General features: G+C 71.5%; 25 protein-coding genes. 8 read left to right on the forward strand and 17 right to left on the reverse strand.

From position 1 onward, the window contains the following. Positions 1–93: 93 nt before the first annotated feature. The gene (locus ABZ939_RS19190) at positions 94–312 is read left to right on the forward strand and encodes a hypothetical protein (RefSeq protein ID WP_361856084.1); all 219 of its coding nucleotides are present in this window, start codon (positions 94–96) and stop codon (positions 310–312) included. 46 nt (positions 313–358) lie between these two features. On the opposite strand, the gene ABZ939_RS19195 is transcribed toward ABZ939_RS19190, so the two are convergent. Beyond that, positions 359–1,189 (reverse strand): class I SAM-dependent methyltransferase, encoded by an 831-nt coding sequence (locus ABZ939_RS19195; RefSeq protein WP_361856087.1) that lies wholly within the window; start codon positions 1,187–1,189, stop codon positions 359–361. A gap of 71 nt (positions 1,190–1,260) precedes the next feature. Between ABZ939_RS19195 and ABZ939_RS19200 the strand changes: the two genes are divergently transcribed. Then, positions 1,261–3,126 carry a prolyl oligopeptidase family serine peptidase gene (locus ABZ939_RS19200; RefSeq protein WP_361856090.1) on the forward strand — a complete coding sequence of 622 codons (1,866 nt, stop codon included), beginning with the start codon at positions 1,261–1,263 and terminating at the stop codon, positions 3,124–3,126. 22 nt (positions 3,127–3,148) lie between these two features. Next, positions 3,149–3,889 (forward strand): SURF1 family protein, encoded by a 741-nt coding sequence (locus ABZ939_RS19205; protein ID WP_361856092.1) that lies wholly within the window; start codon positions 3,149–3,151, stop codon positions 3,887–3,889. A 116-nt stretch (positions 3,890–4,005) separates the two neighbouring features. Here ABZ939_RS19205 and ABZ939_RS19210 read toward each other — a convergent pair whose 3' ends face one another. The 9 genes from ABZ939_RS19210 to ABZ939_RS19250 all read right to left on the reverse strand — a co-directional run bounded on the left by ABZ939_RS19210 (position 4,006) and on the right by ABZ939_RS19250 (position 13,077). After that, a complete protein-coding gene (locus tag ABZ939_RS19210; RefSeq protein WP_361856095.1) occupies positions 4,006–5,271 on the reverse strand; it encodes a hypothetical protein in 1,266 nt (421 codons plus the stop codon). Further along, positions 5,268–6,014, reverse strand: a complete 747-nt coding sequence (locus tag ABZ939_RS19215) for a SigE family RNA polymerase sigma factor (protein WP_361856097.1) — start codon at positions 6,012–6,014, stop codon at positions 5,268–5,270. Before ABZ939_RS19215 ends, ABZ939_RS19210 begins: the two co-directional genes overlap by 4 nt. 312 nt (positions 6,015–6,326) lie before the next feature. After that, positions 6,327–7,427, reverse strand: coding sequence for an aspartate-semialdehyde dehydrogenase (locus tag ABZ939_RS19220; protein WP_361856100.1), 1,101 nt, complete (start codon positions 7,425–7,427; stop codon positions 6,327–6,329). 15 nt (positions 7,428–7,442) lie between these two features. Continuing rightward, a complete protein-coding gene (locus ABZ939_RS19225; RefSeq protein ID WP_361856102.1) occupies positions 7,443–8,714 on the reverse strand; it encodes an aspartate kinase in 1,272 nt (423 codons plus the stop codon). Positions 8,715–8,937: 223 nt separating this feature from the next. Next, the gene (locus tag ABZ939_RS19230) at positions 8,938–10,899 is read right to left on the reverse strand and encodes a tetratricopeptide repeat protein (protein ID WP_361856105.1); all 1,962 of its coding nucleotides are present in this window, start codon (positions 10,897–10,899) and stop codon (positions 8,938–8,940) included. Continuing rightward, positions 10,896–11,282, reverse strand: coding sequence for a hypothetical protein (locus ABZ939_RS19235; RefSeq protein ID WP_361856108.1), 387 nt, complete (start codon positions 11,280–11,282; stop codon positions 10,896–10,898). The genes ABZ939_RS19230 and ABZ939_RS19235 overlap by 4 nt, the downstream gene beginning before the upstream one ends. A gap of 48 nt (positions 11,283–11,330) precedes the next feature. After that, complete coding sequence (locus tag ABZ939_RS19240; RefSeq protein WP_361856111.1) at positions 11,331–11,993, reverse strand: DUF5063 domain-containing protein; 663 nt, start codon at positions 11,991–11,993, stop codon at positions 11,331–11,333. Positions 11,994–12,037: 44 nt separating this feature from the next. Continuing rightward, positions 12,038–12,637: a recombination mediator RecR gene (gene recR, locus ABZ939_RS19245; protein WP_361856114.1), complete on the reverse strand. Its 600-nt coding sequence runs from the start codon at positions 12,635–12,637 to the stop codon at positions 12,038–12,040. A gap of 104 nt (positions 12,638–12,741) precedes the next feature. Continuing rightward, positions 12,742–13,077, reverse strand: coding sequence for a YbaB/EbfC family nucleoid-associated protein (locus ABZ939_RS19250; protein WP_361856189.1), 336 nt, complete (start codon positions 13,075–13,077; stop codon positions 12,742–12,744). Between the two features lie 259 nt (positions 13,078–13,336). Here ABZ939_RS19250 and ABZ939_RS19255 point away from each other — a divergent pair, with 259 nt between their 5' ends. After that, entirely contained in the window at positions 13,337–14,050 is a 714-nt protein-coding gene (locus ABZ939_RS19255) for an SLATT domain-containing protein (protein ID WP_361856192.1), read from the forward strand. Positions 14,051–14,102: 52 nt separating this feature from the next. Here ABZ939_RS19255 and ABZ939_RS19260 read toward each other — a convergent pair whose 3' ends face one another. The 3 genes from ABZ939_RS19260 to ABZ939_RS19270 all read right to left on the reverse strand — a co-directional run bounded on the left by ABZ939_RS19260 (position 14,103) and on the right by ABZ939_RS19270 (position 17,014). Continuing rightward, positions 14,103–14,753: a hypothetical protein gene (locus ABZ939_RS19260; RefSeq protein ID WP_361856117.1), complete on the reverse strand. Its 651-nt coding sequence runs from the start codon at positions 14,751–14,753 to the stop codon at positions 14,103–14,105. A 104-nt stretch (positions 14,754–14,857) separates the two neighbouring features. Further along, on the reverse strand, positions 14,858–15,553 hold the full coding sequence (locus ABZ939_RS19265; protein ID WP_361856120.1) for a GntR family transcriptional regulator: 696 nt from the start codon (positions 15,551–15,553) through the stop codon (positions 14,858–14,860). 99 nt (positions 15,554–15,652) lie between these two features. Further along, positions 15,653–17,014, reverse strand: coding sequence for an aspartate aminotransferase family protein (locus ABZ939_RS19270; protein ID WP_361856123.1), 1,362 nt, complete (start codon positions 17,012–17,014; stop codon positions 15,653–15,655). 194 nt (positions 17,015–17,208) lie between these two features. Between ABZ939_RS19270 and ABZ939_RS19275 the strand changes: the two genes are divergently transcribed. Both ABZ939_RS19275 and ABZ939_RS19280 read left to right on the forward strand, forming a co-directional pair. Next, the gene (locus ABZ939_RS19275) at positions 17,209–17,802 is read left to right on the forward strand and encodes a DJ-1/PfpI family protein (RefSeq protein ID WP_361856126.1); all 594 of its coding nucleotides are present in this window, start codon (positions 17,209–17,211) and stop codon (positions 17,800–17,802) included. After that, on the forward strand, positions 17,799–18,311 hold the full coding sequence (locus tag ABZ939_RS19280) for a MarR family transcriptional regulator (RefSeq protein ID WP_361856129.1): 513 nt from the start codon (positions 17,799–17,801) through the stop codon (positions 18,309–18,311). Before ABZ939_RS19275 ends, ABZ939_RS19280 begins: the two co-directional genes overlap by 4 nt. Before the next feature lie 19 nt (positions 18,312–18,330). Here the strand turns inward: ABZ939_RS19280 and ABZ939_RS19285 are convergent, their stop codons facing one another. Together ABZ939_RS19285 and ABZ939_RS19290 are read right to left on the reverse strand one after the other, a co-directional pair. Further along, positions 18,331–18,840 carry a VOC family protein gene (locus ABZ939_RS19285; protein ID WP_361856132.1) on the reverse strand — a complete coding sequence of 170 codons (510 nt, stop codon included), beginning with the start codon at positions 18,838–18,840 and terminating at the stop codon, positions 18,331–18,333. After that, the gene (locus tag ABZ939_RS19290; RefSeq protein ID WP_361856195.1) at positions 18,837–19,286 is read right to left on the reverse strand and encodes a hypothetical protein; all 450 of its coding nucleotides are present in this window, start codon (positions 19,284–19,286) and stop codon (positions 18,837–18,839) included. The genes ABZ939_RS19285 and ABZ939_RS19290 overlap by 4 nt, the downstream gene beginning before the upstream one ends. 144 nt (positions 19,287–19,430) lie before the next feature. Between ABZ939_RS19290 and ABZ939_RS19295 the strand changes: the two genes are divergently transcribed. Together ABZ939_RS19295 and ABZ939_RS19300 are read left to right on the forward strand one after the other, a co-directional pair. Next, positions 19,431–20,279, forward strand: a complete 849-nt coding sequence (locus ABZ939_RS19295) for a helix-turn-helix transcriptional regulator (RefSeq protein WP_361856135.1) — start codon at positions 19,431–19,433, stop codon at positions 20,277–20,279. After that, positions 20,276–20,461 (forward strand): DUF397 domain-containing protein, encoded by a 186-nt coding sequence (locus ABZ939_RS19300; RefSeq protein WP_361856138.1) that lies wholly within the window; start codon positions 20,276–20,278, stop codon positions 20,459–20,461. Before ABZ939_RS19295 ends, ABZ939_RS19300 begins: the two co-directional genes overlap by 4 nt. Positions 20,462–20,509: 48 nt before the next feature. On the opposite strand, the gene ABZ939_RS19305 is transcribed toward ABZ939_RS19300, so the two are convergent. Together ABZ939_RS19305 and ABZ939_RS19310 are read right to left on the reverse strand one after the other, a co-directional pair. Beyond that, entirely contained in the window at positions 20,510–21,397 is an 888-nt protein-coding gene (locus ABZ939_RS19305) for a glycoside hydrolase family 19 protein (RefSeq protein WP_361856141.1), read from the reverse strand. A 228-nt stretch (positions 21,398–21,625) separates the two neighbouring features. Further along, positions 21,626–22,567 (reverse strand): NADP-dependent oxidoreductase, encoded by a 942-nt coding sequence (locus tag ABZ939_RS19310; RefSeq protein ID WP_361856144.1) that lies wholly within the window; start codon positions 22,565–22,567, stop codon positions 21,626–21,628. Positions 22,568–22,578: the final 11 nt, after the last annotated feature.

The following is a 22,578-nucleotide window of genomic DNA, read 5'->3' on the forward strand; positions in this document are numbered from 1 at the left end:
GCGCGGGCGACCTGAGACCCCGGGTCGGCCGCCCCAGCCACGAACGGGGTCCGCCAGGTGGCCCGGCGGGCGCCGTTCCGTTCCCCTGGGGACATGCACCCCCTCCAGACAGCCGCCGAGGCGGCGGCCACCGTCCCCGCCGAGGTCGTCTCCGACTCCGGCCCCTCCGCCCTCGCCCTGGGCCTCGGCGCGGCCGCGCTCGCGGGCGCCATCGGCACCGCCGTCGTCCGCAGCCGTCTGTCGAAGACGATCAGCGCACCACCCCGGCAGACACCCCCGCCGGGATCGTCGTCGGACAGCTCCCGAGGTTGACCCCCGTCGGCGCGCGCGTGCCGCGCGACGACGAGGAGGAGCCGGGTCAGCGGGGGCGGGACGCCTTGAGCGAGTACATCAGCGGGATCCGCGGCCGGTCCACCGGGAAGCGGTAGTACCCGTCCTCCTGCCGCTTCAGCGTCTCGTACCGGGGGAAGAGCGAGACGTCGTGCTCGTGCAGGAACTCGATGCGCAGCCCCGCCGCAGCGATCGCCGTGACGACCTCGCCGACCGGATGCACCCACTCCACGCTCCGGTTGTGGACGGTGGCGGCTTCCATGTCCGCGTACGTGCCCGAGCTGGTGTCCACCCAGGGTTCGCGCACGAAGTAGTCGTTGATGATCCGGCTGCCCGTCTCGTCGTCGAGGGAGTCGGTGAGCGGATGGAACTCGGCGACGTACAGAAATCCGCCCGGGGCGACGAGCGAGGCGGCCGTCTCGGCCCAGCGCTGGATGTCGGGGAGCCAGTTCAGCGCCCCGGTACCGGTGTAGACGATGTCGTACGAGGAGTCCGGGACGGCCTCGGCGGCGTCGTACGCGTCGGCGGCGACGAACGCCGCCCGGTCCGTGGAGAACCCGAGGTCGGTGGCGAGTGAGCGGGCCGTCTCGACGGCGGGCTCGGAGAAGTCCAGGCCGACGACGTGCGAGGCGCCGTGCCGGGCCCAGGACAGGGTGTCCAGGCCGATGTGGCACTGGAGGTGGAGCAGGGACCGGCCGGTGACGTCGCCGACCTCCGCGAGCTCGAAGTCGCGCAGGGCGTCCTTGCCGGCCCGGAACGCATCGAGGTCGTAGAAGGCGCTGGCGGCGTGGATCGGGACCCGTTCGTCCCAGCGGGCGCGGTTGGCCTCGCGCCAGTCGTCGGGCGTCGGTGCGTACATACCCGGGAGGTTATCCACAGGTTGCGGGCGATGCGAACGGATTGTCGGCGGATCAGAGCATCATGGGGGCCATGACTGAGACCAACGAGATCGCAGACAGCCCGTCGCCGAGTCCGTCGGCGGGCGCGACGCCCGGACCGTCGCCGGAGATCCCGGCGTGGGAGCAGAGGTTCCGGGCGCCGCGCGTGTCCCTGCCCGAGTGGGCCGAGGAGGCACCGGACCGTTCACTGTTCGTGTCCAACGCGACGGGGACGTACGAGCTGTACGCCTGGGACCGGGCGACCGGCGAGCAGCGGCAGGTCACGGACCGGCCGAACGGCACGACGGACGGCACGCTGTCGCCCGACGGGCAGTGGATCTGGTGGTTCTCGGACACGGACGGGGACGAGTTCGGGGTGTGGATGCGCCAGCCCTTCGGCGGCGGTGCGGACGAGCCCGCGGTGCCCGGGCTCGCGGCCTCGTACCCGGCGGGGCTCGCGATCGGCCGCGACGGCACGGTGGTCGTCGGCCGCTCGACGGACGAGGAGGGCTCCACGGTCCATCTCGTACGAGCGGGCACGGAGCCGGTGGAGATCTACCGGCACCGGGAGTCGGCCGGGGTGGGTGACCTCTCCCACGACGGCTCGCTGATCGCGATCGAGCACACCGAGCACGGCGACGCCATGCACTCGGCGCTGCGGGTGCTGCGGGCCGCCGACTCCTCGGTGGTGGCCGAGCTGGACGATTCCAAGGGCGGTACGGAGGAGCTGGGCCTGGCGGTGCTGGGCTTCGCGCCGGTGGACGGCGACACCCGGCTGCTCGTCGGCCACCAGCGGCGGGGGCGCTGGGAGCCGCTGCTGTGGGACGTCGCGACGGGCAAGGAGACCGATCTCCGGCTCGACCTGCCGGGCGACGTGTCGGCGGAGTGGTACGTGGACGGCACGGGCCTGCTGATCGTGCACAGCTTCGAGGCGCGCAGCGAGCTGTGGCGGTACGACATCGCGACCGGCGCGCTGGTGCGGGTGGAGACCCCGGCCGGTTCGGTGTCGGAGGCCACGGCCCGCCCGGACGGCAGCGTGGAGTATCTGTGGTCCTCGGCGGCACGGCCGCCGGTGGTGCGCTCGACGGACGGCGGCGTCGTCCTGGACCCTCCGGGCGCGAAGGCGCCCGGGTCGGTGCCGGTGGAGGACGTGTGGGTGGAGGGTCCCGGCGGCCGTATCCACGCGCTCGTGCAGCGGCCGACCGAGGGCGAGGGCCCGTTCCCGACGATCTTCGAGGTGCACGGCGGGCCTGCCTGGCACGACAGCGACGCCTTCGCCTCGGGCCCGGCGGCCTGGCTCGACCACGGCTACGCGGTGGTCCGGGTCAACTACCGGGGCTCGACGGGCTACGGCCGGGAGTGGACGGACGCGCTCAAGCACCGGGTCGGACTGATCGAGCTGGAGGACGTCGCCGCGGTGCGGGAGTGGGCGGTCGCCTCGGGTCTGGCCGACCCGGCGAAGCTGGTCCTGTCGGGCGGCTCGTGGGGCGGGTATCTGACGCTGCTCGGGCTCGGCACGCAGCCGGGCGCCTGGTCGGTCGGGCTCGCCGCCGTCCCGGTCGCGGACTACGTGACGGCGTACGAGGACGAGATGGAGGCCCTGAAGGCGCTGGACCGGACGCTGTTCGGCGGCTCGCCGGAGGAGGTGCCGGACCGGTTCCGGGTCTCGTCGCCGCTGACGTACGTGGACGAGGTGACGGCCCCGGTCTACATCTCGGCGGGTGTGAACGACCCGCGCTGCCCGATCCGGCAGATCGACAACTACGTCGACCGGCTGGCTGCCCGGGGCGCGGTGCACGAGGTGTACCGGTACGACGCGGGGCACGGCTCCCTGGTGGTGGAGGAACGGATCAAGCAGGTCCGCCTGGAGCTCGACTTCGCGGCGCGTCACCTGGGGACCCGGCCGGTCGGGGGGTGAGGCGGCTGCGTACCGTGGAGGGGTGTACCGGTTCCTGAAAACGCCCCGCTGGTGGGGGATCAACGTCTTCGTCCTGCTGGCGATCCCCTTCTGCCTGTTCATGGGGACCTGGCAGATGGGCAAGTTCGAGGACCGCGTCGACTCCCACCGGGAGGCGGAGCGGGCACCGGACCCGGGCGCGCTGAGGACCGAACCGCTGGACGAGCTGCTGCCGGTGGACAAGGAGACCTCGGGCCGGCACGCGGAGGCGAGCGGCCGGTACGGGGAGCAGTTCCTGGTGCCGGACCGTGAGCTGGACGGCCGCAGCGGCAGCTATGTGCTGACGATGCTGAAGACGGACGGCGGCAAGTCGCTGCCGGTGGTACGGGGCTGGCTGCCGGCCGGCGCGAAGGCGCCGGCCCCGCCGTCCGGCGAGGTCACCGTGGTGGGCGCCCTCCAGGCGTCCGAGAGCGCGGGGACCAAGGGTGTCCACTCGGCGGGCGGGCTCCCGGAGGGTCAGCTCGGCATGATCAGCGCGGGCTCCCTGGTGAACCTGGTGCCCGACGAGGTCTACGACGCGTGGGTCACGGTCGTGGACTCCCCCGCCGGGCTGACGCCGGTCCCGGCGGCCGCCGCGGCGGGCACGTCGCTGGACCTGAAGGCGTTCCAGAACCTCGGCTACACGGCGGAGTGGTTCGTCTTCGCGGGCTTCGTGCTCTTCATGTGGTTCCGCCTCCTGCGCCGCGAGGTGGAGGCCCAGCAGGACGAGGCGCTGGGCCTCTAGGGCCTGTCCGAGCCTCCAGGCTCAGCCGTCGGCCCTCCAGACTCGGCCGCCGAGACCCGTACGCCCGCGGCCGCCGGATCGCTGATCCGCCGGGCCGTTGATCCGCCGGACAGGCGCTAGGACGCGTCGAGCACGCCCGTGCGGTAGATCGTGCCCGCGCAGGCGTTCGGGATCGTCGTGGCCGCCTGCGGGGCGCCCGCCTCCGCGGTGTGGCTGACCGTGATGCTGCCGTCCGCCGGCGTCCCGTCCCTGACGAGCTGGGGTGCCGTGCCGTCGGTCGTGCCGCCGCCGGTGCCGGCTCCCGTGGACCCCGTCGACGTACCGTCGCCGTCCTTCGTCGGACTCGGGGTCGGGTTCGGGTCCGGGGTCGGGCTCGGGTCGGGGCCGGGGTCCGTGCCGGGGTCCGGCGAGGTGCCCGTGGTCGGGCAGGTCTCCGTGGGGACCCAGGCGAACTTCACCTCGTAGGCGTTGTCCGGCTGGAGGACCAGCGTGGGCGACTCCTGCGAGGGGTCGGGCAGTCCGCTCGCCGCGTCCCCGGCCGTGTGCGCGACGACCGAGATCCTGGACGGGTTCGCCGCCCCGAGCGCCTGGAAGCCGACACTGCCGTCGCCGGTCACCACGCAGTCCGTGCCGGAGACATTGGCGATGCGGAAGGTGCCGTAGACCTTGCCCTCGGCGTCGGGTCCGCCCGCCTGCACCGAGCTGACGGCCAGCTGCCCGGCCTCGCACGCCGGCGAGGAGCCCGCCGCCGGCTTCGAGCCGGTGCCCGTGCTCCCGTTCGCGGAGTCCTTGGCGTCGCCCGCGCCCGCGGCGGCGCCCTGGCTCGGAGCCGCGGTGCCGCTCGGCGTGCCGGTGCCCTTCCCGCCGCCCTCGACGCCGGTCTCGGAGCCGGTGCCGCCCTGGGCCTGCTCGCCGTGGCCGGCGTTCACGGCCTGGTCGGCGGTGATGCCGCCCGAGTTGGCGACGTGCACGAAGGCGGGGACGGAGGTGCCGATGAGCACCGCGGCCGCGGCGAAGCCGACGATGGCCTGGCGCTTGCGGGTGCGCCGCACGGGCACCGCCTGGCGCAGGTGGTCCAGCGCGCCCTCGGAGGGCTGGAGGTCCGCCACGGCGCCGTGGAGCAGTCGCCGCAGCGCCAGCTCGTCGCCCCCGAAGGCGTCTCCGAACGCGTCTCCGGAGGCGGCCTCAGAGGCGTCCCCGGAGGTGTCTCCGGCGAGCGGGGCGTCGCCCCCGGGACGGCCGTCGGGGGCCTTCTCGGTGCCGGGCGCGTCGTTCTCCGGCCCGTCGTTCACCATCTCGCGTTCCATGTCGTCGGGGCCCTCATGGTCGGGGCCCTTGCCGTGCGAGCTCATGCCGCCGGAACTCATGTGTTCGGAGCTCATGCCGTCGCCTCCATCGCGACGCGCAGCGCCGCGATGCCACGCGAGCCGTACGCCTTCACCGACCCCAGGGATATGCCGAGCGTCTCGGCGACCTGTGCCTCCGTCATGTCCGCGAAGTACCGCAGCACGAGCACCTCGCGCTGCCGCCGCTGCAGCCCGCGCATCGCCTTGATGAGCGCGTCCCGCTCCAGCTGGTCGTACGCGCCCTCCTCCGCGCTCGCCATGTCCGGCATCGGCTTGGACAGGAGCTTGAGTCCGAGGATGCGGCGGCGCAGGGCAGAACGGGACAGGTTGACGACCGTCTGCCGCAGATAGGCCAGCGTCTTCTCGGGGTCCCGGACCCGGTTGCGGGCGGAGTGGACGCGGATGAACGCCTCCTGGACCACGTCCTCGCAGGAGGCCGTGTCGTCGAGGAGGAGCGCGGCGAGGCCGAGGAGCGAGCGGTAGTGCGCCCGGTAGGTCTCGGTCAGGTGATCGACGGTGGTGCCCGCGGCCACGATGCCTTCAGCGCTCTCGCGCGGTGCGGGGATGCCGACCACCCCGGCCGTCCGGGTTCTGGTGGGCACGGGAGCGATCACCGGCATGCCGCCGGCCGGACGCGGACGCCTGAGCGGGCGCACCATGGTGCCGCGTACGGGGACCGCGATCGCGCCCCGGGGCGGGACGACCGCCGTGCCCCGTACGGGGACGACCGCCGTGCCGCGGAGCGGGACGACCGCTGCGATGTCGAGTACCTCTGCCACGCCTGTTGGACACACTTCCCCCCGTCAGGGTTGTACGAGTACGCCACCGTTTTTGACGGTGAACCAATTGTCATCATGCGTACCCGATCTTCCCCTGTGCCCCGTTTCAACGGCGCCTCAGCGACGCACCACCAGCGCGCACGCAGAGACGCCTCCCACCCAACTACCGGTTGCAGCAAGAGGTAAGAGCATCGTCGAACATGGCGTCACCCCAGTTCAAGGGGCATCCGCCGCCGACTTGCTCACAAGACGTTCACAGACCTCACAAAGCTGAGCGGTCGGAGGTCGCCGATTTCCGGACGCTCCGGGAGGTCAGGGACGCTCGTGATCATCCAGGTGGTCTGCACCAATCGGACGCTCCGGGCGAATGATCGACTCCGCGATCTGTACGGCGTTCAGCGCCGCGCCCTTGCGCAGGTTGTCGCCGCAGACGAAGAACTCGAGCGCCCGCTCGTCGTCCATCGAGCGACGCACCCGCCCCACCCAGACCGGATCCGTTCCCACGACGTCGGCCGGCGTGGGGAAGTCGCCCGAGGCCGGATCGTCGTAGAGCACCACACCCGGCGAGGTCGCCAGGATCTCGTGCGCCCGCGCGACGCTCACCGGGTGCTCGAACCGCGCGTGGACGGAGACGGAGTGCGCGGTGACGACCGGGACGCGCACACAGGTGGCGGCGACCGGGAGCCCGGGAAGGCCGAGGATCTTGCGCGTCTCCTCGCGGATGCGCAGCTCCTCGGAGGACCAGCCGTCCTCCGCCAAGGCCCCGGACCACGGCACCACGTTGAGCGCGACCGGCCCGGGGAAGGGCCCGGTGTCGTCACCGACGGCCCGCCGTACGTCGCCGGGATGGTTGCCGAGCTCGGTCCCGGCCACCAGCGACAGCTGCTCGCGCAGGGCGGCGACGCCCGCCTGCCCGCCCCCGCTCGCGGCCTGCTGGGCGGTCACCACCAGCTCACCGACCCCGAACTCCGCGTGCAGGGCGCCCACGGCGACGATCAGCGCCAGCGTGGAGCAGCCCGGGCTCGCGACGATGCCCCGCGGCCGTACCCGTACGGCGTGGGGGTTGATCTCCGGGACCACCAGCGGCACGTCCGGGTCCGCCCGGAACGCCACGGAGGTGTCCACGACGACCGCGCCCTTGGCGACGGCGATCGGCGCCCACTGCGCCGCGACCTCCTCGGGCGCGAGGAAGAGGGCGAGGTCGACGCCCTCCAGGACGTCCTCGCTCAGCGCGAGGACCTCGGTCTCCTCCCCGCGCACGGCCAGCTTGCGGCCGGCCGAGCGCGGAGAGGCCAAGAGTCGGATCTCGCCCCAGACGTCGGCGTGCTGCGAGAGGAGCTGGAGCATCACCGCACCGACGGCTCCGGTCGCTCCCACGACCGCGAGCGTCGGCTTGCGGCTCGGGCGATTCACCGGTTCGTCACCGAGTCACCGGCCGGTGCCGCCGTAGACGACGGCCTCGTCGGAGTCGCTGTCCAGACCGAAGGCGGTGTGGACGGCGCGCACGGCCTCGTTCACATCGTCCTCGCGGGTGACGACCGAGATGCGGATCTCGGAGGTCGAGATCAGCTCGATGTTCACCCCGGCGTCGGACAGCGCCTGGAAGAAGGAGGCGGTGACGCCCGGGTTCGTCTTCATACCCGCGCCGACCAGGGAGATCTTGCCGATCTGGTCGTCGTAGCGCAGCGAGTCGAACCCGATCGCGGCCTTCGCCTTGTCCAGGGCGTCCATGGCCTTGCGGCCCTCGGCCTTGGGGAGGGTGAAGGAGATGTCCGTCAGGCCGGTGGAGGCCGCGGACACGTTCTGCACGATCATGTCGATGTTGATCTCGGCGTCCGCGACGGCCCGGAAGATGGCCGCGGCCTCGCCCGGCTTGTCCGGCACGCCGACGACGGTGATCTTCGCCTCGGAGGTGTCGTGGGCGACGCCCGAGATGATGGCCTGCTCCACCTTGCGGTCCCCTTGCGGCTCGTTGCTGACCCAGGTGCCCTGCAGCCCCGAGAAGGACGAGCGGACGTGGATCGGGATGTTGTAACGGCGTGCGTACTCGACGCACCGGTGCAGCAGCACCTTGGAGCCGGAGGCGGCAAGCTCCAGCATGTCCTCGAAGGAGATCCAGTCGATCTTCTTCGCCTTCTTCACCACGCGCGGGTCGGCCGTGAACACACCGTCGACGTCGGTGTAGATCTCGCAGACCTCGGCGTCCAGCGCGGCGGCCAGCGCCACGGCGGTGGTGTCGGACCCACCGCGCCCCAGCGTGGTGATGTCCTTCTTGTCCTGGGACACACCCTGGAAGCCGGCCACGATCGCGATGTTGCCCTCGTCGAGGGCGGTACGGATCCGGCCCGGCGTGACATCGATGATGCGCGCTTTGTTGTGGACCGAGTCGGTGATGACACCGGCCTGGCTGCCCGTGAACGACTGGGCCTCGTGGCCCAGGTTTTTGATCGCCATGGCCAGCAGGGCCATGGAGATCCGCTCTCCGGCGGTCAGCAGCATGTCGAACTCACGCCCGGCAGGGATCGGGGATACCTGCTCGGCGAGATCGATCAACTCGTCCGTCGTGTCGCCCATCGCGGAAACCACGACGACCACCTGGTGGCCGTTCTTCTTGGCATCCACGATCCGCTTGGCGACGCGCTTGATGCCTTCGGCATCGGCAACGGAGGAGCCTCCGTACTTCTGCACGACAAGGCCCACGTGCGCTCCTCGCTCAGTCTCTGCCGCAGTCATTACTGCGGTCGGCTCAGTTTAACGAGCGACCCGGAATCGCCGACGCTATATCACATCCTGAGATGTCCCGCTCAGGAAGTGATCTAGGCCGGGGGCCCGGGCCGCCCGTGGGAGACCCCCTGCCCGGCTCGGCCGGGGGTAGGCCGAGGTGTGGGCGGGCTCACAGACAGGGGGGCCGCTCAGGGGCCCTTCAGGCCGTGGGCGGGAGTACGTGCCAGAGGTGGAGGGTGAACGGATGGTCGTCCCCCAGGAACCGCAGGCTGTCGTCCACGATCCGCTCGAACTCCGCCACGGCCCGCTCGCCCTGCCCGACCGCCTCGTACAGCCTGACCAGGTTGAGCCGGGAGGTGAGCGTCTCGGGGTGGCCGGGGCCGAGCAGCCCCGTGCGCTCGCCCAGCGTCCGCTCCTGCAGCGCGATCGCCTGCTCCAGGCGCCCCGCCTCCTGGTACGCGACCCCCAGGTTGCTCCGTACCCGCAGGGTGTCCCGGTGGACGGGCCCGAGGAGTCGTTCGAGTCCGGCCAGCGCGCCTTCCAGGAGCGCCACCGCGCCGTCCTTGTCCCCCAGGTGGCGCCAGGTGACCGCGAGCCGCCCCCGGGCGAGATGCGTCTCGGGCCGGTCCTCGCCGAGCACCCGCTCCAGATCGGCGACGACCCACGCCTGGAGCGAGACCGACGCCTCCAGATCCCCCTCGACGGCCCAGCACTCGGCGATGCCCTCACGGCTGCCGGCCGTCTCCGGGTGGTCCTCGCCGAGCACCCGGGCCCGGCAGGCGACGGCCCGCTCGAACCAGCGCGCCGCCCGCCCCGTGTCGCTGTGCTCCTTCAGGAACCAGGCCGCCCGGTCCAGCAGGGCGGCCGTGCGCGCGGTGTCCGCCGACTCGTCGGTGTGCTGGAGGTACGTCTCGACGTGCGGGAGCAGCTCACGCCACACGCCCCATTCCGCCACGCCCCCGGCGCCGCCCGTCGGCGCGGCGGACTCCAGCGTCTCCTCCGCGAGCACACGGGCCGCCTCGATGTCCTCCGCCCGCCGGTGCGGATCGCTCTCGTCCGCCGTGCGCGCGACGGCCTGCACGAGCCGGTGTACGGACACGGCGCCGTCCTCGTGGAGCGTCACCATGCTGTGCGCCGCGAGCCGGCCGACCGCGCGCCGCACCGACAGCGCGGATGCGAGCCGTTCCAGCAGGTGGCGGGGTATCCGGTCGGGCCCCCACCACGCGAGGACGCGCAGGATCGTCCCGGTGAGCGGATCGGCGGCCGCCAGCCGGTCCAGGGTCAGCCGCCAGGTCCAGGCGACCGCCTGCCCGCCGTCGGGGCCGTGCTCGATCGGCATCTCGTACAACTCGCCCGGATACCGGCGCAATTGGTCCAGATACTCGCCCGGGGTCGTACGGGTCTCGGCGCAATAGGCCGCCGCCTGGGCCACCGCGAGCGGCAGTTGACCCAAGGTCGCGCACAGGATCCGGACCTGGTCCATGTCCCGCGGACCGAGGTGGGGGACGATCCGCGTGAACATCTCGGACGACTCCTCGCGCTCCGGGACCTTCAGCGCCATGTCCTCCGCGAGCCCGTACCAGCCGCCCGACTGCCGGGTCGTGATCAGGATCCGTCCCCGGACGAGCCGTGCGAGGAGCGGTTCGACGTCGGCCGCTTCGGTGACGTTGTCGAGGACGAGCAGCCAGCCGTCGTGGGCGGCCAGCCACTGCACGGCACGCTCCCGCAACGCCTCCTGAGGGAGTACGTCGATCAGCGCGGGCTGCATGGAGCCGGCGAGGGCGGCGAGACCGGCGTCGAGGTCGGCCCGCGTCTCGGCGGTGATCCACCAGACGGGGTTGTGGTCGCCGGTACGCAGGGACGCCCAGCGGGCGGCGAGCGTCGACTTGCCGACACCGCCGAGCCCGCACACGGCCACGACACGGTGGCCCGCGGCTTCGAACTTCTCGTCCAGCCACTGGATTTCGCGCGCACGCCCGACGAAATCGGCGGCCCGCCTCGGCACGTTGACGAGCGCGTCGGGGCACCGCGCCGGCGCCAGGGCCTCCGGCGGCAGCAGGACCGCCCGCTCGACCTGGGTGACGTAGTCCCCGGTCGTGACCCGCCCGATGTTCCCGCCGGCCGCGACCGAGCGCTCCCCGGCGGCTTCGATGCCGCTCACGCGTCGCCCGTCGACACGCTTCCGATGTCACCACCGGCGGCGACGGACCGGTCGCCGGACGCGGTGACGGGCCCCGCGGACGGCGTCGAGGACCCCGGCATGGTGGGCTGCGCAAGCGCCTGCGCCCCGTTCCCGGTCGCGACGGCCCCGATGTTCCCGCCTGCGGCCACCGACCGCTCGCCGGAGGCGGTCACCCCGCCACCGGTGCGCGCCCAGAGCGAGAGCCCGAGCCCTGCGGCGGCCAGCACGGCCCCGACCACGCTCGCGATCTGATCGGCCTTCCCGAGGTCGGCGACGGCCACGATCACCAGCGCGGCGACTCCGGCCACCCCGACGCCAACACCGGTCCACAGCAACGCTTTTGACTGCCCTTGACCCGCCATGAACCCATGATGACAGGGCGAGACACCCCGGGGACGGACGGGCCGCGGCTACTTCTTCAGCGTGCCCAGACCCAGCGGGCCCGCGATCTCCTCCGCCATGACCCGGCCCGCCTCCTCCGCGAGGTCGTCCTCCGTCAGGTCCTCGTCCGTGTCGAGGCCGTCCAGGGCCGCAAGCGGCTGGTCGAGCCGGACGTGGGCGACGAGGGACTGCAGCGCCCGCAGGGTCGCCGAGGCCGTCGGGCCCCAGTTGGAGAAGTAGGAGAACTGCCACCACCACAGCGCCTCGCTCGTCCGGCCCGCACGGTAGTGGGCCAGACCGTGGCGCAGGTCGGTGACGATGTCGGCGAGGTTGTCGGAGATCCGGGCCGGGACGGGCGCCTTGCGGGGCTCGTACGGGTCGAAGACCTCAGAGAAGACGTCCACCGGGTCCAGCATCACGGCGAAGCGCTCGCGCAGGTCGTCGACGTCCGGCTCCGGACCCGTGTCGGGCTCGTAGCGCTCGTCCGGGACGATGTCCTCGTGCGCGCCCAGCCGGCCGCCGGCCAGCAGCAGCTGGGAGATCTCCAGGAGCAGGAAGGGCACCGCGCTGTCGGGTTCGTCCCCCTTGGCCACTTCCGTCGTGGCCACGATGAAGGACTCGATCGAGTCGGCGATCTGGACCGCGAAGTCGTCCGGATCCTGCGTGATCGCGTGGAGTGTGGCGTCAGACATCGCGGGTGCCTCCTTCGGGCGCGGCCGGCGCGCAGACCCTGTCGTCATACATCTAGCAGTCGCCGCCCCTCGAAGGCACGCCCCAGGGTGACCTCGTCGGCGTACTCCAGATCGCCGCCGACCGGCAGCCCGCTCGCCAGCCGTGTGACCTTGAGCCCCATGGGCTTGATCATCCGCGCCAGGTACGTCGCGGTGGCCTCGCCCTCCAGGTTCGGGTCGGTCGCCAGGATCAGCTCCGTGACCGTGCCGTCCGCGAGCCGCGCGAGCAGCTCACGGATGCGCAGGTCGTCCGGGCCGACGCCCTCGATCGGGCTGATTGCGCCGCCGAGCACGTGGTAGCGCCCGCGGAACTCGCGCGTCCGCTCGATCGCCACGACGTCCTTCGGCTCCTCGACCACGCAGATGACCGACTGGTCCCGGCGCGGGTCGCGGCAGATGTTGCACTGCTCCTGCTGCGCCACGTTGCCGCAGACCGCGCAGAACCGAACCTTCTCCTTGACCTCCAGGAGCGCGTGCGCGAGACGGCGTACGTCGGTCGGCTCGGCCTGGAGGATGTGGAAGGCGATCCGCTGCGCGCTCTTGGGACCGACGCCGGGCAGCCTGCCCAGTTCGTCGATGAGGTCCTGAACCACGCCTTCGTACAACGGAACGCCCTTCTCAAAGGTGCTTGATTCTTACGGTAGTGGCTGCCGGGGCGCCTTAGAAGCCCGGGCGCGGGAAGCGGCTCGGAAGCGGCCGGGGAAGCGGCTCAGAAGCCGAGGCCGGGCATGCCGCCCAGGCCCTGGGCCAGCGGGCCCAGCTTGGCCTGCTGGAGCTGCTGCGCGTTGTCGTTGGCCGCCTGGACGGCGGCCACGATCAGGTCGGCCAGCGTCTCGGTGTCCTCCGGGTCGACGGCCTTGGGATCGATCACCAGGCCGCGCAGCTCGCCGGAGCCGGTGACCGTCGCCGTCACCAGACCACCGCCCGCCTGACCCTCGACCTCGGTCGCGGCGAGCTCCTCCTGGGCGCGCGCGAGATCCTGCTGCATCTTCTGGGCCTGCTGGAGGAGCTGCTGCATGTTGGGCTGGCCACCACCGGGAATCACGGTCACTCCTGATGTTCGTATGTCGGTAAGCCGAGCCTACGTGGTCCATGCCCGGCCTGCCGCCACAACTCTTTCGAGTGAGAAACTGCGGGCTCCTCTACCTGATCAAGACCCCCTTGCGGGCGGAAATCCCGGGATTCCGGGCCCACAGCCCACCATTCGGCGGTAGGAAGGGCAGGCACCACGTGCACCGCATGTCACAGAAGGACACGAGCGCTGAGCTGAACAGAGGAGTGCCCCGGTGAGCCAGCAGCCGGAGATGCAGCCGCAGCCGGGGAATCCCGCAGGTCCGGCCGCGAACCGCGATCTGACCGGGACGCCGTTCCCCCTCGGCGACTGGGGCGAGCCCGCGGAGCGTCTGGACGAGCTCTACCGCTGGGTCGAGTCCAACGCGTTGCGCACGGCGGAGTGGTACCTGTCCGACCGGGTCTGGAAGCGCCGCTGCGCCCGGGCCCTGCGGGTCGGCACGGCGCTGGGCGTCATCGCCGGCGCGGCGCTGCCGCTGCTCGACCTCACCGCTGTCGCGGCGGACGGGGCGGCGGGCTGGGGGTATCTGTCGCTGCTGCTCGGCGCGGCCTGCATGGCCTGCGACCGGTACTTCGGGCTGACCTCGGGCTGGATAAGGGACGTGGCGACGGCCCAGGCGGTGCAGCGCAGACTCCAGGCCCTCCAGTTCGACTGGGCGTCGGAGAGCGTACGGGAGGTCCTCGGGCCCACGGAGGGGACCGCGAGCGAGGCGGCGGAGCGCTGCCTCGGGGTGCTCCGGCGGTTCTCGGAGGACGTGACGGAGCTCGTACGGGCGGAGACGGCGGACTGGATGGTCGAGTTCCGCTCGGGCCCCGCGCCGCTGGCGCTCCAGTCGGTGGGCGTGACTCCGGCCCGCCCGGAGGGGACGCACCCCTCGGCCCGCTTTCCGCTCCCGCCGGGCACCCGCCCCAACATGCCGCGGCAGCGGCCGCCGGAGCCCCGCTGAGCAGGGCGCCCCTTGGTGAGGGGCGCCCTGCTCCGTCGGACGAGGGCCGGGCTCAGCTCAGGATGATCATCGAGCCCTGTCCGAGGCTCCGTGTCGCCGCCGCGTGCAGTCCGAGCCACACATGGCGTTCGCGCGCGAACGGATTGTCGTCGTACGCGATCGGCACCGCGGGCTCCTCCAGCGAGGTCGGCCGTTCCGGCGGGAGCGGGGCGGCCGGCGGGTTGGCCGGGTCGATCCCGATCGCGGGGGCGACGAACTCAAGCTCCCGCAGCAGGCCGTGCGAGGACCCCAGCGGTCCGCCGCCCTCCAGGAGCTCGTCGTTGGAGAGCGGGGCCGGGAAGTCCACGGGGACGTACGCGCCGGCGTGGTCGTAGTGCCAGACCAGGTGGGACTGTTGCGCGGTCGCCTCGAACATCTCGAGGAGCTGCTCGTAGTCCCCGCCGAGCTCGTCGACCGGTTCGACGGCGAGGCCGCACATCAGCAGCAGATAGGCGCGGCGGAGGAAGTGCAGGGCCTCGTAGTCGAATCCGGCGACGGGCGCCACGTCGCCCGAGAGCCCCGGCATGTAGGCGAAGACGGGGACGGTCGGCAGACCGGACGCGGTCAGGGCCTTGTCGTAGGCGGCGATCTCTTCGGCGAAGGGATTGTCGGGGCTGTGGCACAGCACGTCGACAAGAGGGACCAGCCACAGGTCACAGGCCAAGGGGGGCTCTCTCTCCGTCAGTTGCAGGGACGGCCAGGGTAGTCGGCGCGGTCCGCGCCGCACACCCGCTGGGGACCTGCCCCGGGACACCCCACGCCAACCCGTCAGCCCGACAGCCGCTCCAGGCGGTCCGCCCACTCCAGGGACTGGGTGTTGTACGCCCGGACGACCGCGACCGCCGCCTCCGCGTCCCCGAGAGTCAGGGCGTCGACAAGGTCCACGTGCCCGCTCCACAGCCAGCCGAGGATGTCCCGGTCCGAGCGCAGATACGGCACGGAGAACACCCACGCCTGGACCCGCAGCCGGTGCAGGAAGTCGGCGATGTAGTCGTTGTTGGAGACCAGGCGTGCCAGCTCGCGCCAGTAGCGGATGTCGTACCCGATGAGGATGTCGAGGTCCCCGGCACGGGCCGCCCGCGCCGCCGCCTCGCCCCGGCGCCGTACGGAGACGAGCGCGACCCCGCGGCCGACGTCGGGCCCGACGGGATGGGCGACGGGGTCGTGGCGGCGGAAGATGCCGTCCACGACGAGCATCCGGGCCTCGACCATGCCGCGGTAGTCGTCGATCGTGAACTCGTGCACCCGGAAACCGCGGTGCTGGTCGGAGTCGAGGAGCCCCTGCGCGGAGAGGTCGACGAGGGCTTCCCGCACGGGCGTCGCCGACACCCCGTACTGCTCGGCTATCTGCTTGACGGTGAATTCCTCACCGGGCTGCAAACGCCCAGCGAGCACTTCGTCACGGAGCGCGTCCGCGATCTGCCGCCGCAGAGTATTGCGGGTGACAGCTCCGCTCGCGGGCATCTGGTCGGCCCCCTCCGTCCGGCTTCGGACACCCTAGACCAGACGGAGGGAAGGCTCCGTGACGCCGGTTACGCGGCGTTTGCGCGACGCGGTGCCGCGCTACGCGGTGTGCTCGTCGGCCACGCTCAGCGCCGCGTCGAGGGCGGCGAGGCCCTCCTTGGCCTCGGCCTCGGAGACGTTGCAGGCGGGGACGGCGTGGGTGCGGTTCATGTTGATGAAGGGCCACAGGCCGTGCTTCTTGGCCGCCGCGCCGAAGGCCGCCATGGGGGCGTTGGCCTCGCCCGCCGCGTTGTACGGGACGAGCGGCTCGCGCGTCTCCTTGTTCTTGACGAGGTCGAGCGCCCAGAACGTACCCATGCCGCGCACCTCGCCGACCGACGGGTGACGCTCGGCGAGCTCGCGCAGACCGGGGCCGAGGACGGTCTCGCCGATGTGGGCGGAGTGCTGGACGACCTTCTCGTCCTCCATGACCTGGATGGTGGCCACGGCGGCGGCGCAGGCGAGCGGGTGACCGGAGTAGGTCAGTCCGCCCGGGTAGGGCCGCTTGTCGAAGGTCGCGGCGATCTCGGCGGAGATCGCGACACCGCCGAGGGGGACGTAACCGGAGTTCACGCCCTTGGCGAAGGTCATCAGGTCGGGCACGACGTCGAAGTGCTCGGCGGCGAACCACTTGCCGGTCCGGCCGAAGCCGGCCATGACCTCGTCGAGGACGAAGACGATGCCGTACTTGTCGCAGATCTCGCGGACGCCGGCGAGGTAGCCGGGCGGCGGGGTCATGATGCCGGCGGTGCCGGGGACGGTCTCCAGGATGATCGCGGCGATGGTGGCCGGGCCCTCGAAGGCGATGGTGTCCTCGAGGTGCGCGAGGGCGCGCTCGCACTCCTGCTGCTCGTTCTCGGCGTAGAACGGCGAGCGGTAGAGGAACGGCGCCCAGAAGCGCACGACGCCCGCGGAGCCGGTGTCGGAGGCCCAGCGGCGCGGGTCGCCGGTGAGGTTGATCGCGGTGGAGGTGGCGCCGTGGTACGAGCGGAAGGCGGAGAGCACCTTGTGGCGGCCCGTGTGCAGACGGGCCATCCGGACGGCGTTCTCGACGGCCTCGGCACCGCCGTTGGTGAAGAAGATCTTGTCCAGGTCACCGGGGGTGCGCTCGGCGATGAGGCGTGCGGCCTCGGAGCGTACGTCGATGGCGAAGGCGGGCGCGAAGGTGGTGAGCTTCGCGGCCTGCTCCTGGATGGCGGCGACCACACGGGGGTGCTGGTAGCCGATGTTGGTGTAGACGAGGCCGCTGGTGAAGTCGAGGTAGCGGTTGCCGTCGTAGTCCCAGAAGTACGAACCCTCGGCACCGGCGACGGCGAGCGGGTCGATCAGGCCCTGTGCGGACCAGGAGTGGAACACGTGCGCGCGGTCGGCGGCCTTCACGGCAGCGCCGGCCTGGGGATCGGGTACGACATGAGGGGTCATGCGGCCAGGGTAAGTACGCGCAGGTCGGAGCGGCCATGACCATCTTGTCCACCGAGACCGTGACGGACCCGACACGTTGCCGCGCCTGCGTCGTGCCCCCACCCCGAGCCTCCGGCACGCTTGACAGCATCCTGTCGTCATGACAGCCTTCTGTCATACAAGGAACGGCACCGACACACGCAGGAGGCCCCGAAATGCCCCGCACCGTCCACCTCGCCGTCTACGACACCCTCGCCGACTGGGAGACGGGCCACGCCACCGCCTGGCTCGCCCGCTCCGGCTTCACGGTCAAGACCGTCGGCCCGGTCGCAGACAAGCCCGTCACCACCATCGGCGGCATGCGGATCGTCCCCGACCTCTCCCTCGCGGACCTCCGCCCCGAGGACAGCGCGCTGCTGATCCTTCCGGGCGGCGACCTCTGGGACACCGGCGACGACCTCGCCCCCTTCGCCGCCGCGGCCCGCCGCTTCCTCGACGCGGGCGTCCCCGTCGCCGCCATCTGCGGCGCCACGGCCGGGCTGGCCCGCGAGGGCCTCCTGGACGACCGCCCGCACACCAGCGCCGTCTCGTTCTACCTGGCCGCGACCGGCTACAAGGGCGGCGAGCACTACGTCGACACCGACGCCGTCACCGACGGCGACCTGATCACGGCCGGCCCGACCGAGCCGGTCGCCTTCGCCCGAGAGGTCCTCGGGAGAATGGGCGCCTTCGAGGGCGCCAAGCTCGACGCCTGGTACCGCCTCTTCCACGACTCGGACCCGGCGGCGTACGAAGAACTCAACTCATGAGCCGGGAGCAACAGGACGCCCTCTCCCGCACCGCCCTCGGCGTCTTCCGCCTGAACGGCCAGTTCCTCGCCGTGTCCGAGCGGCTGGCCGAGCCGGCGGGCCTCACCGCCGCCTGGTGGCAGGTCCTCGGCGCCGTCCTGCCCGAGCCGCTCCCGGTCGCCGGGATCGCCCGGGTCATGGGCATCACCCGCCAGAGCGTCCAGCGGATCGCGGACCTCCTGGTGGCCCAGGGCCTCGCGGCGTACGAGCCGAACCCGGCCCACCGCCGCGCCAAACTCCTCACCCCGACCCCCGAGGGCCGCAGCGCGATCCAGCGCATCGACCCCGGCCACGCGGAACTGGCGGCGCGCCTGACGCGGGAGCTGGGGGGCCTGGAGGCGTTCGAGGAGACGGTACGGGTCCTGGAACGGCTCTCCAGAGCGCTGGAGGCCGTGGACACCGCGGAGACCAGGGAGGCCGTGGACACCGCGGAGACCAGGGAGAGCGGAGGAGCCCCGAGGGAACGCTGACGGGGCTCCCTCCCCGGAACTACGACCCGCCGCCCAGGGACCCCGACACGTACTCCATCGCCCGGGTGAACTCGGGGTCCGTCATCCGACGGCCCATCTCCTCCTCGTCGACGTCCTCGATGTGGGTCTGGATCCACCACAGGTTCCCGAACGGATCGCGGACCCGGCCGACCTTGTCGCCGAAGAAGAGGTGGGTCACCTCAGTGACCGATGTACCGCCCGCCTCGACGGCCTGCCGGTGCACGGCCTCCGCGTCCTCCACGTACAGCCGGATGAACGCGGGCGTCGCGTCCCAGCCCTGCGGGCTGTCGAACGCCATCAGCCGGCCGTTCCCGATCCGGAGCTCGGCGTGGCCGATCCTCCCGTCCTCCATGACGAATCGCCCCAGGTCCTCGGCCCCGAAGGCACGCTCCAGGTAGTCGATGAGCCCGGCGGTGTCGTGGCCGATGATCCACGGGGTGACGCTGGTGTACCCCTCGGGAATCGGCTGGACCTGCCCCTGACGCTGTCCCTGCGTGTTCTCGCTCATGCCCCGAAGGTAGGACGCAACGAGGTCGAATCCTGTCCTCTTGCGAGCATCTCCGTCACCGCACTCCTCAGGAGCAGCGGATGGACGAACCTCCCCGCCCCGGTCGGCGGAAACCGCCAGGCCAGCGGCCACGTCCGCCCCGTCAACGCCGGTACTGGTACGTAACTCACATGGGCGGGCCCGCCATTGAGCCGGGTCACACCGCGCGGCCAGGAACGGCGGGCGGTCGTGCCCGCCGGGACGAGGAAGTAGACACCCTGCCGCCCGTTCGCCTCGGTGACGACGGGCCCGGGATCGCCGGCGGTCAGCCGCCCCATCCAGTCGGCGAGCCGACGACCGTCGGCACCGTCGACGCGTACGGCGTCGAATTGCACGCCGGCCTTGCGGAGTTGGAATCCGGAAACTGGAATCCAATCCAGGTTTACCTGTCGATTCTCTGCATTCACAACGACATGTTCCCGCGTCGCAGCTAGCGTTTTCCACGACTGAGGAGGGCGCGTCGGCAACCCCTTGACCTGCGCCAACGCACCTTGTGGGCAGTCGAATTCGGCGGGGAACAGTTGAGACCGGTTGAGATCGGTTGAGTCCGAATGGGGATCGCGATGGCGCGAGCGGAGAACAAGGAATCGGCGGGCCCTGCGGCGCGTATGGCGGCAGCGGTGGCGAAGAGAATGCGCGTGAAGAAAGGACTGACGCAGGACCAGCTGGGGGCGCGCATGGGTTACACCGGCGCGGCGGTGAGCGCGATGGAGACCCTTTCGCAACCGGTGAGCGACGAGATGCTGGTGAAGCTGGAGGAGGTACTGGGGGAAGGCACGGGCATCTTCGAGGAGATGCGGGAGCTGGTACGGCTGGAGAAGCTGCCGCAGAAGTTCAGGGATTACGCGCCGATCGAGCAGAGGGCGGTCGGCCTGTGCCTGTACGCGCACCACGTGGTGCACGGCCTCTTCCAAACGGAGGCGTACGCCCAAGCGCTGATCGCGGGCGGGCATCCGGTACCCATCCCCGAGCGAGTGACGGAGCTGGTCGACATGCGCATGGCCCGCAAAGTGCTGTTCGACCGGCAGCCGCCGTGCCTGATCGAGCTGGTCCTCGACGAGTCGGTCCTGAGGCGCCCTTTCGGCAGCGAGGAGATCATGCGGGAGCAGCTGCTTTACCTGGCAGGGCGCGCTCGCAGGCGGAATGTGTACCTCCAGGTGCTACCGCTCGACGCCGGTCTCTGCGGCGAGTACGCAGGCGACCGGGGAGAGCTGAACCTGGTCGAAACCCCGGAACACGACCGCCTCGCCTACCTGGACGTACAGGACGAGAGCATGCTGATCAGCGACCCGGCAAAGGTGAGTACATACGCCCAGCGTTATGCGAAGATCCGGGCACAGGCCCTGGGCCCTCGCGAATCACTGGGCCTCATCGAGCGGTTGGCGGGAGAAGGAAGATGAGCAAGACCCTGCACTGGTTCAAGTCCAGTTACAGCGACAGCAGCGGCGGCAACTGCGTCGAAGTGGCCTTCGATCCCCGCGCCGGGACTTCCGTCCACCTCCGCGACTCCAAGGTCCCCGAAGGCCCCACCTTCGCCGTCACCCCCGCCACCTGGTCCGCGTTCCTCGCCTGGCGGGGCTGACACGCCGTACGGCGACACCGGGTGCCGGTGTCGCCGTACGGGACGGGCTCAGCAGTACAGGTTCGCGCCGGTCGGCACGCCGAGGATCTGCGTGAACTGCTGGTACTTGCTCACGCGGCTCTGGACCTGCGCCGGGTTCTTGCCGTCGCACTCCAGCGCGCCGTTGATCGAGCGGATCGTCTGGCCGAAGCCCGCGCCGTTGACCATGGCGTTGTGGCCGGTCATCGTGCCGGGTCCGTTCTGGGTGTTCCAGTACCAGAGGCCGGTCTTCCAGGCGATGGGCGCCTCGCGCTCGACGCGGTACGGGTTGTTGAGCAGGTCGATGCCGAGTGCGTCGCCCGCGGCCTTGTAGTTGAAGTTCCAGGACAGCTGGATGGGGCCGCGGCCGTAGTAGGCGGCCTGGCCGGCGGGGCAGCCGTAGGGCTGTCCGCTGTCGCAGTAGTGGGGGTAGTTGGCGGTGTTCTGCTCCACGATGTGGACCAGGCCGCCGGTCTCGTGGCTGACGTTGGCGAGGAAGGCGGCGGCCTCCTGCTTCTTCACGGTGTCGCTGCCCGTGTTGGCGAAGCCGGGGTAGGCGCTGAGGGCGGCCGTCAGACCGCTGTAGGTGTAGAAGGAGTTCCGGCTCGGGAACATCTGGTTGAACTGGGCCTCGGAGACGACGAATCCGGACGACGGGGGCGGGGTCGTACCGCCACCGCCGCAGGTGCCCTCGTCGCGCCAGACGTCGGCGGAGCCCGGGCGTTCGTTCTGGGTCCACCACTTGGCGTACCAGTTGTGGCCGTTGTACGAGGCGGTCATGCCGCCCGTGTACACGCTCCCGGAGTTCCAGGCGGTCACGCAGGCGGGTGCCGCGCCGGCCGTGGCCGTCGGGAGGAACACGGCCAGTCCGACGGCGGTACAGAGTGCGGACATGACAATGAGCAGACGTCGCAGCATGCGCTCGTCCTTCCGTGGGGGAAGGGCAAGCGAAGCGTCTTTGGTCTGGACCTGTCAAGGTCTAGACCAGCACTTGTGACAGTCGGCGTTCCTCCGCCTCTCAGCGGTTGGGCACACATCCCAACAGGCGTGTCAGTGGCTCTCGTTGCACCCCCGGCCAGGTGTGCGGACAGCAACGGGCCCGGGGCCAGGTGAGCAACACCTGGCCCCGGGCCGAGAGCCCGCGTCTCAGATCATCAGCACGATGCGGCCCGGGCGGTGCCCGGCCTCCGCCCTGCGGTGCGCCTCCGCGACCTCTTCCAGGGGCATGACATCGGCCACCCGGGTGATCAGCTCCCGCTCGTCCACCTTCTCCAGGATCTCCTTCAGCCGGGCGGCGTCCGGCCTGCCGAACACGGTCTGCACGCGGATGTCCCGTTCGGGCGTCGGCGTCAGGTCGACGGCGAGGGCGACGAAGGCCCCGCCGTCCTTCACGGCCGCGAGGGCGGGGGGACCGAAGAGGGCCCCGTCGAAGACACCGTCCACCCGTTCCGGGAAGAGTTCCAGCACCTTCGTGAGCACCTCCGGCAGCGGGCCGCGCGGGATGGAGTGCTCGGCACCGAGGACCTTCAGCTCGCGTTCGTCGCCCTCGTGCGCGACCGCCACCACCCGTAGTCCGGCCGCCGCCGCGAACTGGACCGCGAACCGGCCCACCACGCCGCTGGCGCCGGTGACGAGCACCGTCGCCCCCTCCGGGAGCGCGAGCCGGTCGAGGCCCTGCTGGGCGGTGATCGCGGCCAGGGGGACGGAGGCGGCCACGGTGAAGTCCACGTCGTCCGGAATCGGCGCCAGCCAGGCCGGGTCGACCTGGATGACCTCCGCGTACGTGCCGTGTCCCGACAGTTCCTCGAACCAGGGCACGAAACCGGCCACGCGGGTCCCGGCCGCCATGCCGGGCACCGGATCGAGGAGCTTGCCGGCGAAGTCCGTCCCGAGGACGAAGGGAGGCTTGAGACTGCCGACCGCATGGGCGTAATGGCCCGCACGGATCCGCAGATCCGCCTGGGTCACACCGGCGGCCTTCAGCCGCACCCGCACCCGTCCCGGGACGTCTCCGGCCTCGGGCTCGGGCCGACGGGCCATGCTCAGGACCTCAGGGCCACCGTAGGCGGTCACTTCGACGACACGCATGGGGTTCCTCT

It is taken from the genome of Streptomyces sp. NPDC046712, assembly GCF_040645695.1.
Lineage (GTDB): Bacteria > Actinomycetota > Actinomycetes > Streptomycetales > Streptomycetaceae > Streptomyces.